This is a genomic window from Kribbia dieselivorans NBRC 106261 (assembly GCF_001552435.1).
GTDB classification, from domain to species: Bacteria; Actinomycetota; Actinomycetes; order Actinomycetales; family Dermatophilaceae; genus Kribbia; species Kribbia dieselivorans.
Window position 1 is genome coordinate 1 of record NZ_BCRE01000189.1, and the last position, 9,650, is coordinate 9,650.

9 protein-coding genes are annotated in these 9,650 nt (G+C 64.4%); 5 read left to right on the plus strand and 4 right to left on the minus strand.

The window, feature by feature from the left end; genetic code table 11:
• The 3 genes from KD1_RS13830 to KD1_RS13840 all read left to right on the plus strand — a co-directional run.
• The coding region (locus tag KD1_RS13830) for a DUF262 domain-containing protein (RefSeq protein ID WP_068402872.1) at nucleotides 1-877 on the plus strand (877 nt) is incomplete at its 5' end.
• Nucleotides 864-1,619: an MAE_28990/MAE_18760 family HEPN-like nuclease gene (locus KD1_RS16345; RefSeq protein WP_083542487.1), complete on the plus strand. Its 756-nt coding sequence runs from the start codon at nucleotides 864-866 to the stop codon at nucleotides 1,617-1,619. The genes KD1_RS13830 and KD1_RS16345, both read left to right, overlap by 14 nt.
• Entirely contained in the window at nucleotides 1,616-2,695 is a 1,080-nt protein-coding gene (locus KD1_RS13840) for a DNA cytosine methyltransferase (RefSeq protein WP_068402876.1), read from the plus strand. Before KD1_RS16345 ends, KD1_RS13840 begins: the two co-directional genes overlap by 4 nt.
• A 235-nt stretch (nucleotides 2,696-2,930) precedes the next feature.
• Here the strand turns inward: KD1_RS13840 and KD1_RS13845 are convergent, their stop codons facing one another.
• Entirely contained in the window at nucleotides 2,931-4,010 is a 1,080-nt protein-coding gene (locus KD1_RS13845; RefSeq protein WP_157073364.1) for a NaeI family type II restriction endonuclease, read from the minus strand.
• A 7-nt stretch (nucleotides 4,011-4,017) separates the two neighbouring features.
• Complete coding sequence (locus tag KD1_RS13850; protein WP_217995898.1) at nucleotides 4,018-5,133, minus strand: DNA cytosine methyltransferase; 1,116 nt, start codon at nucleotides 5,131-5,133, stop codon at nucleotides 4,018-4,020.
• Between KD1_RS13850 and KD1_RS17540 the strand changes: the two genes are divergently transcribed.
• Entirely contained in the window at nucleotides 5,084-5,632 is a 549-nt protein-coding gene (locus tag KD1_RS17540) for a very short patch repair endonuclease (RefSeq protein WP_083542489.1), read from the plus strand. The two genes, KD1_RS13850 and KD1_RS17540, sit on opposite strands and share 50 nt — an antisense overlap.
• On the opposite strand, the gene KD1_RS13855 is transcribed toward KD1_RS17540, so the two are convergent.
• Both KD1_RS13855 and KD1_RS13860 read right to left on the minus strand, forming a co-directional pair.
• Entirely contained in the window at nucleotides 5,603-6,694 is a 1,092-nt protein-coding gene (locus KD1_RS13855; protein ID WP_068402882.1) for an IS630 family transposase, read from the minus strand. The two genes, KD1_RS17540 and KD1_RS13855, sit on opposite strands and share 30 nt — an antisense overlap.
• A 72-nt stretch (nucleotides 6,695-6,766) precedes the next feature.
• Nucleotides 6,767-7,024: a hypothetical protein gene (locus tag KD1_RS13860; protein ID WP_068402886.1), complete on the minus strand. Its 258-nt coding sequence runs from the start codon at nucleotides 7,022-7,024 to the stop codon at nucleotides 6,767-6,769.
• 130 nt (nucleotides 7,025-7,154) lie between these two features.
• Here KD1_RS13860 and KD1_RS13865 point away from each other — a divergent pair.
• A partial coding sequence (locus tag KD1_RS13865) for a UvrD-helicase domain-containing protein (RefSeq protein WP_068402888.1) occupies nucleotides 7,155-9,650 on the plus strand: 2,496 nt, incomplete at its 3' end.

Here is a 9,650-nt window from a genome sequence, read left to right on the forward strand (position 1 = left end):
GTCTTTGATCATGGGTTTGCCCATCCCCTTCATATTCTTCTGGGAAATGCCTGACGGCAAGCTTGAAATCGTGGACGGGTCGCAACGCCTTCGAACGATCGAAGAGTTCATTTACGGCGGTTTCCAACTTGGGGAGTTGGACCCCCTGACTCGCCTTTCAGGGTTCCGGTTCGACGACCTGCCCGAGTCAAGGCAACGCAAAATCAAGAATCGGTCAGTCCGTGGAATCGTCCTGAATGAGCATGCCGATGAGGCAGCGCGACTCGACATGTTCGAACGCATTAACACCGGAAGCAAAAACGCCAACAACGCAGAGATTCGGCGCGGAGCGCTTGCCGGACCGTTCTTGGACGTGGTAATGGAACTGTCCGATCTCCCGCTCTTCATCAACCTCGCCCCTATGCCCACCAAGGCAAGGAAGGAACGGGGTTACGAAGAACTCGTTACACGATTCTTCGCCTATAGCGATGGGCTGGAAACCTATCAGGACCGCCCCTCCGATTTCCTCTTTAAATACTCGAAGAAGATGAACGCGGCCTTCGCCGCCGACCCGTCGCTGGCAGACACCTACCGGACACGGTTCAAAGAAGTCATGGAGTTCGTCTCGCGGACTTTCCCGTTGGGTTTCAGGAAGACGGAGAAGGCCACATCCACTCCTCGCGCACGATTTGAAGCGATTGCCGTCGGATCCTTCCGCGCCTTGGCAGATCGACCTGACCTTGCGGCGTCTTCCGCAGAGGATAATGATGTTTCCTCCTGGATCAACGGGGCTGAGTTCCAGAGGATCGCCAGCTCCGATGGCGCGAACGCGGTCTCTCGACTCAATGGGCGAATTGATTTCGTAAAGGACAAGCTGGTGAAGCATGGCGGCGAGTGAGCTCACCCCATTCTTTGAGGAGAGGTACGCGGAAATTGACGCATATCTCGCCTTCCAGCAGAATGTAGAAGAAGCCGCGCGCGAGGGGACCCCTCGACTCCGTGGAACAGATGCACCGATCACGACAGAGCAGAAGAAGATTCTGAACTCAAGTTTTTACCTCCAACTCTACAACCTAGTCGAAGCCACCGTTCTCCGATGTCTTGAAGCAGTTGCAGCTGCGATCGAAGAGTCCGCACGCCGACCCAGTGAGTTGAGCATCGGTCTAAGGACTGAGTGGGTACGGACCATCGCGAGAACTCACAGCGACCTCGGGCCTGACAAGCGGCTAAAGGCCGCCCTTGACCTGTGTGAACAACTCTTGCAGCAGATGCCGGTCAAGGATTTCAAGATCGAGCCTGGCGGTGGTGGAAACTGGGACGACTCTTCCATCGAAAAACTCTTCGTGCGCGTCGGGTGTGGACTCACGATTTCTCCTGACGTCGTTCGAGCAGCCAAACGTCACGTCAGAGACGACATGGGAGCACTGAAGCTCGTCAAGAATCGCCGAAATGGGCTTGCACATGGCTCATTGTCCTTTGTTGATTGCAGCGACGGCGTGACCGTTTCCGAACTAAGGGATCTAGCCGCAACGGTCGGCGACTATCTCCGAGAGGCCGTCGATTGCTTCGTTAGTTTCATCAAACTTGAGATCGCAGAGAATGTTTCCCGAGCCGCGAGGGGAAGGGTAGTCGCTTCATGAGCAACGAAAAGGACGCCCCCTCCATCCGTGCCATCGACCTGTTCTGCGGAGTGGGTGGACTCACCCATGGACTCGCGCGCGCGGGAATCGAGGTAGTAGCCGGAATCGATATTGATTCCGCGTGCGAGTATCCCTACGAAGCCAACAACAAGGCAAAGTTCATTGAACGCGATGTGAGTGATCTTGCGGCGCCCGAGGTAAAGCAGCTAATCAGTGGCGCAGACGTCAGCATGATTGCCGGATGCGCACCTTGCCAGCCATTTTCCACGTACAGTCGAGCCGGTCGCAGCAAGAAGCGAGTTGACGATTGGCAGCTCGTTGAGACATTCGGCAAACTGGTTCAAGAGGTTCAGCCCGACCTCGTCACAATGGAAAACGTGCCGCAGTTACTGGACCATCCAGTTTTCAATCAGTTCTTGGAGAGACTGCATGGATACGCGATCGAATGGTCCGTCGTTCAGGCTGTTCGTATTGGCATTCCGCAGACAAGGAGGCGCCTGGTTCTGATTGCCTCGAAGCTCGGATCCGATGGACTTGCCCTCCGGCAGGATGAGCAGAAGGCGAAGACGGTGCGCCAGGCTATCGGACGTCTGCCCTCGATCAAGGCCGGCGAATCAGATCCCGAGGATCGGCTACACGTCGCATCCCGGCTGAGCCAGAAGAATCTGGAGCGGATACGTCATTCGAAAGAGGGAGGGACGTGGCGTGACTGGCCCGAGGACCTCAAAGCCGCGTGCCACCGGAAGACCACTGGCGCGACGTATCCGAGCGTGTACGGACGCATGTCATGGGATGAAGCGAGCCCGACCATCACGACTCAGTGCTTCGGGTACGGAAACGGGCGGTTCGGGCATCCTGAACAAGATCGAGCCATCTCACTTCGCGAGGCCGCGATTCTGCAGACCTTCCCGCCGAAGTACAGGTTTGTGCGGCCCGATGAACCCGTCCGTTTCAGCGTTCTCGGACGCCTGATTGGTAATGCGGTTCCCGTACGTCTGGGAGAGGTGGTGGGGCAGACGGTTATGGCGCATGCCGCACAGTTCATTCGTTCGAAGGATGCTGAGGAGGGAGAGTGAGTCATTGGTGCTCGGTCAACTCGCCGGGCCTGCCCCGCTTCGGCGAGCGCACACCGGCACGGCCTGGTGATCCACGCCGAGACTCTGGGCGATCGCTGGCATCAAGGCACCGCCGGGGCGGAGGTGCACTGCCTCTGCCGCTTCATCGACTCCGAGACCGGGTCGACGGCGCCGAAGCGACACGGGGTCAGATTAGCCAACCCGGTGGTGCGATGCACGGTTGGGAGCCGGAGCGCTACGCGCCGATCCCGCCCTGCTCGGGGAGTGCGGGGGCCGTGACCACCTCATCGTCATCGCGCGCAACTCTCCACAGAATGCCTGCGATCTCGACAAATGGCTCCGGATCGCCCTCCTGCCACGGCGCAAGCCGGGCACTCACAAAACGACCCAACGTGGGACGGGGAAGTCCGAGAGCTGCGGCGTAGTCGGGATGCGGCTGGTAATGCCCAAAGATGACGATGCCTTCGTGCGCCAATGTCCGTCGCGCATCCCGGACGCGCTTGGCTGAGTCGATCTGTTGCCCAGCAGCCACCACCGCGGCCCGGTCGACCAGTTCCCCCTGTGCGTGGCGAAACAAAGTGGTGATGGCCTGCTGCCCGGAGCTGGATCGGCGTATCTCCTCGACCACGTCGTCGGGAAGGTGGAGCAGCGTGTTTTTGATGAGGACCTTGTCGCGGTGAACCCACAGGATGCTGTCGCGACCTTCGTCGTTCACCCTGCGCTTCCTGTCGCGCTGCTTGCCCATCGGCAGAAGCCCACTCTCACTGATCCGCAGCAGTCCGAGCGCCCAACGGATCGTGTACTCATTGGCCCAGACCACCAAGGCGATCTTGTTTCCCCGCTCGTACATCTCGGGAGGGATCTCCCACTCGTACAGGTTTCGCGACCACTTGGCGTCCACGTCTTCGCCCGCGATTCGGTAGTCCAACTCGCGCCCATCCTCGAAGCGGAACTCTCGTTGGAGCCACATCTCGACCAACGTTCCGATGTGGGTCTTTTCCGTTTTCATCAACTGCGAGTAGTCCCACCGTCCAGTGCGCAGTCCGTCGTAGGCTTGGTCGAAGGCCTCGCGGATGGCAAATGCCGTTCGGGAGCCAGTGGGGTCCAAGCGCATTAACTCGTCGTGGACCGCCCACAAGGATGGGTCCTCGTCCCGTGTCGGCGGAGCAGCTCCACTGACTGGCTGAAGTGGCCCGAACTGAACTTTGGGCCGATTCTTGCTCGTCGGCGGAGCAGGGATGGCCCTTCTGCGCCGCTTGGGGAGCGTCTCCAGGTCGACGTCGGGCAGATCGTCGCCTCGGGTGAAGTCGATCACGAGTTGATCAGGCCGCGTTGGGAATCTCAACCAAGTGACGAGCAACCTGCCGGGCGACGGCCGCGGCGAGCCCCACGGGTACGGCGTTTCCGATCTGCTTGGCGATCTCGGTCTTGGAACCGCACCAGACGAAGTCGTCGGGGAAGTCCTGCAGCCTCGCCGCCTCCAAGTGAGTGATCACGCGGTTGACCCGCCGCTGAGGCTTGTCCGCCTCCCATTGCGGGTGCAGGTACTGCCCCTTCTCCGGCTTGAAGAACTCCGTTCGGATCGTCAGCGACGGCGCGTCCCACTGCATACGGCCCATGACATCCGTCGTTCCCGTCTTCTTCTCCCGCCAGCAGCGCGGCAAGAGGTGGTCGGGCACATCGAACCGGCCGCCGCCGGGAGGCACGTGGTCGTACCGAGCCAGGGACAGTTCGCGCGGCTGCCGGCCGAAGTGCAGCGCCGAACTCTTGAACGGGCCCGGCATCGACTCTCCGAAGAACGTGGAGCGGGTCTGCGGCAGTGACGTCGTCTTCGGCTTCACCGCAAGCCCCTCGATCCTGCTTCGCACTGTCTCCCAAGGCCGCAGTCCACCGACACCGTCCTTTGCGTGGGTCGGCCCGGGCAACGGGATCTCACCGATCCGCGAGCCGATGACAATCGTGCGAGGTCGCCGCTGCGCGACTCCGTAGTCGGCTGCCAGCAGCACACCATAGGTGAGCGTGTATTCGGAGATCATGCCGTGGTCCGCCTCATCCAGCAGCAGCTGGAACTCGCTGGAGCGCATGAATCGCTGAACGTTCTCGAGGACGAAGATCCGCGGACGAGCGGCCGCGACCACGCGCAGGTACTCCTTCCAGAGCTTGTTGCGCGGGTCGTTCACGTCCTTGCTGCCAAGGTTGGAGAAGCCCTGGCAGGGTGGTCCGCCGATCACGAGGTCGACCTCGGGGATGTCCTCCGTAGGCCACTGCGCGATGTCACCCCAGTGCATGTGGTCTTCGCCGAAGTTCGCGGCATAGGTCGCCGCGGCTGCGAGGTCCCATTCGACGGCCTTGACGGGTACGAATCCCTCTTGGACGAAGCCCTGGGTCATGCCGCCGCAGCCTGCGAAGAGGTCGATCATCGTGGGGCGCTCGGTCACATCGGACATCCTAGATTCCCTTCGCTCTCCGGCTGGCACGACCCGCCGTAGTATCGAACATGTGGACGAGAAACGCGAGTCGTGGGCCTCATCCCCTGCGACTCGGGCGAGCATGCGCGCGAACCGCGGGCGAGACACGGGGCCCGAGATGGCCCTGCGGCGCGCCCTGCACGCACGCGGCCGCCGCTTCTTCGTGAACCGACGTCCGGTGAAGAACTTACGGCGCACCGCCGACATCGTTTTCCCGCGCGCGCACCTGGCGGTCTTCGTGGATGGGTGCTTCTGGCACGGCTGCCCCGAACACCACACCATGGCCCGGACGAATGCCGCGTACTGGCGCGCCAAGGTCGAGACCAATCGGTCACGCGACAGGGAGACAGTTCAACTGCTCACTCAACAGGGATGGACCGTCTTGAGGCTCTGGGAACACGTGTCTCTGGATGACGCGGTCGCGCAGGTGGAAGGTGCTCTAGTGTCCCCCGCCGTTAATTCGTTGTAATAGTCGTCCGAGGGATTCGAGGATCTGGTCGGCGGTCTTGGTCCAGATGAATGGCTTCGGGTTCTCGTTCCACGCTTTGATCCAGTCGCGGAGGTCCTTCTCGAGGGCTTGCACGCTGCGGTGATCGGAGCGTTGCAGCAGGTCACGGGTGACTTCGGCGAATAGCCGCTCCACCTGGTTGATCCACGACGAGTAGGTCGGTGTGAAGTGCATGTGGAAGCGTGGGTGCTTTTCCAGCCAGGTCTTCACTGTCGGGTGCTTGTGGGTGCCGTAGTTGTCGCAGATCACGTGCACGTCGAGGTCCTCGGGCACGTTCTGGTCGATCTTGGCCAGGAACTTCTTGAACTCCGTGGCCCGGTGCCGCCGGTGGGTGGACGCGATCACCGTGCCGTCCTGCACGTTCATCGCCGCGAACAGGCTGGTGGTGCCATGCCGGAAGTAGTCGTGCGTGCGTTTCTCGGGCATCCCCGGCATCATCGGGAACGCCGGCTGCGAGCGGGACAGCGCCTGCACCTGACTCTTCTCGTCGACCGAGAGCACAACGGCGGACTCGGGTGGGTCCAGGTACAGGCCGACGATGTCGTACACCTTCTCCACGAACAACGGGTCGTTCGACAGCTTGAACCCGTCCGTGCGGTGAGGCTTCAGCCCGAACGCCTTCCAGATCCGCCCGATCGTCGAGCGCGACAGCCCGGTCCGCTGCGCCATCTTCGCCCGCGACCAATGCGTCGCATTCGCAGGAGTCTGCTCCAGCGTGGCCACGACCACGTCCTCGACCTGCTCCGCGGTCACCGTCGCCGGCCTCCCGGGCCGGGGGTCATCGACCAGCCCGTCCAGACGGTGCTCCACGAACCGGGACCGCCACTTCGTGACCGTCGGCGCAGAGCACCCGATCCGCTCGGCCACATCCTTGTTGCTCAGCCCGCTCGCGCAGGCCAACACGATCCGCGAACGCAGCGCGAGCGCCTGCGACGACTTACGACGCCTGGTCCACCGGACCAGCTCCTCCCGCTCCTCATCAGACAAGACAAGTTCGGCCTTCGGACGTCCAGTTCTCGGCATCCCTCAAACTACCACTTACGAAATGAATTAACGGCGCAGGACACTAGACGCAGCCCGTGCATGAATCCAGCATCAGCCCGCCAGACCCGCGGCCAGATGCCCTCGCTCGCGCAGGTAGTCATCAAGGTCATCGACACAGAGGCGGGTGCTGCGCCCGGCATCCAGGCTGGCGATGCCACGGTCAACCGCCTGGCGGAACTCGATGTACCGGGCTTCATCGCGCTCGTCGGTGGTTTCAAGCGTGGCAATCAGCTCATGGGCAACCTCGGCACACTCGGAGCGCGAGAGCGCCCGCGCGGCCTCCAGCACTTCCTCCAGCGTCGAGTTCATGAGATCCAAGATACGCCCGCGACCCTCGATCTCAGCAGGACCATGGATTCTCATCACCGGCCCGACCCCTCACGACGCGGCGTGATGTGCCAGCTGCTCGGTTGTCGGTGGTGCCCACTAGATTCGCGTCATGGCCATCGCCGTTCACCCCGACGATCATGCGGCGAAGCCTGCCTTCGACATCTGCGGGCCACTGCCCACGGGCACGACGCTCATCGAGGCCAGCGCGGGCACGGGCAAGACGTGGACGCTCGCCTCGCTCGTCACGCGGTATGTCGCGGAGGAGGCGTTGCCGCTCGATCAGTTGCTCGTCGTGACGTTCTCGCGCCTAGCCAGCCAGGAGTTGCGCGAGCGTGTGCGGCTGCAGATGGAGGCCACGGTCGACCGGCTCGTCGCGGCGGCCTGCGATGATGACGACGATCTCGTGCGACATCTACGCCGCGGCTCGGCCGAGGTCGTCGCCGAGCGGGTGCGGCGGCTGCAGGCCGCGCTCGCCGACTTCGACACCGCGACCATCGCGACCATCCACCAGTTCTGCCACCTCGTGCTGCGCGGCTTGGGCGTGGCCGGCGACTCCGACCCGCATGCCACCCTCGTCGAGGACCTCAGCGACCTGCAGCGCGAGGTCGTCGACGACCTGTTCCTCGCGCGCGCGGCCCGCTCCGGCTGCGGCGACATCAAGCTCAGCCGCAGCGACGCGAAGATCGCGCTGGCCAATCCGCGCTCCCCGTTGCTGCCGACCGACGCGACGGCCCGGATCGCCGCGCGGCAGGATTTCATGCGTGACGTGCGGGCCGAGTTCGCCCGCCGCAAGCGACGCGGAGCGCTGCTCGGTTACGACGATCTGCTGGCCGAACTTGCCGATGCGCTCGAGGACGCGGACGGCCCGGCGCGCGTGCGCATGCGGCAGCGCTGGTCGGTGGCGTTGGTCGACGAGTTCCAGGACACCGACCCGGTGCAGTGGGAGGTGTTCTCGCGGGCCTTCGCCGAGACCGACGCCACGCTCGTGTTGATCGGCGATCCGAAGCAGGCGATCTACGGGTTCCGCGGCGGTGACGTGCACACGTACCTGGCGGCGGCGAACACGGCGGCGACGAAATCGAGCCTGCCGGTCAATCACCGCTCCGATGCCCTGCTTGTCGAGGCGTTGCAGGTGCTCACGGGCGGCGCGGAGTTGTCGCCGGGGATCGAGGTCCACCCGGTGCGCGCGGCGCGGGCCGGGCATCGGTTGGCCGGGGCGCCGGACAATCACCCGATCCGGATGCGCGTCATCGGTGACGACCGCCTGCCAATCGGCGAGGCGCGCCCCCGGATCGCTGCCGACGCCGCGGCCGAGATCGTCACGCTGTTGAACTCCGGAGCATCGTTCGACGGCCGTGCGCTGCAGGCCCGTGACATCGCCGTGCTGACCCGCACGAACCAGGATCTGCACGCGGTGCGCGCGGCCCTGCGCGCGCGTGGGGTGCCGTCGGTGCTCGTGACGAGCGAATCGGTGCTCCGCACGGAGGCGGCGACGTGGTGGCTGACCCTGCTGTACGCCCTCGAGCAACCGCATCGGCCCGAGCGGGTGCGCGCGGCCTGCGTGACCCCACTCATCGGCTGGTCGGTCGGTGAACTCGACGAGCTCGGCGAACTGGGCACGGACCGCGCCACCGAGCGGGTGCGAGAACTGTCGGCGGCGTTCCATCGCGGCGAGATTCCGGGGGTGCTGGACATCCTGCGTGGCGATGGGATGAACGCGCGGATCCTCGGTCGCGTCGGCGGCGAGCGTGATCTGACCGATGTCGAACACGCTGCGCAGGTGCTGCAGGAGCAGGTCGCCGTGGGCCAATCGAGCCTGACGGCGCTCGTGACGTGGCTGGTGCGGCAGTCGGCCGAGGACGCCGAGACCGGCTCGGGCACGCGCGTCATCCGCCTGGACTCGGACGCGCACGCCGTGACCCTGTCGACGATCCATGGCAGCAAGGGGCTGCAGTACCCGGTCGTCGTCGCGCCGTTCCTCTTCAGCAACTGGATCCCCACCGACGATCCGGTGGTCGTGCACCGCCAGGGTGAGCGGGTCATCGCGTTCAAGGGCGACCGACGGGCGCAGTCCGACGCGCGGGCGGCGGCCGAGGACGAGGACCTGCGCCTGGCCTACGTCGCCATGACCCGTGCCCAGTCACACCTGCTGTTGTGGTGGGCGCCGACGCACAACACGCCCGCCAGCGGGTTGCATCGGCTGCTGTTCGGGCGGGCCGGGAGCGCGGTGGAGTTGGCCGGGTACCTGGCGGCGCCGCCGGCGGAGCGTACGGTCGCGCCGCTGGTGCGAGGGGCGAAGGAACCGCCGTGGCCGCAGGCGCGGGAGATCTTCGAGGCATGGGCGGCCGCCGGGGCGTTCAGCATCGACACGGTGCCGGACGAGGTGCCGGTGGTGCGGGCTCAGTCGGCCGCGGTGGGCGATGAACCGCTCGCGGCGCGGGAGTTCACGCGCGTCATCGACCGGGCCTGGCGGCGCACGTCGTACACCGCGCTCGCCGCGGGTCAGGTGAGCGGAGCGCCGTCGCCGGCGTCACGCGGCTCCGAACCCGAGGGCGAGGCGGTGGGCCGTCAGGACGAGGAGAACCTCGTCGTGTCCGGTGGCCCC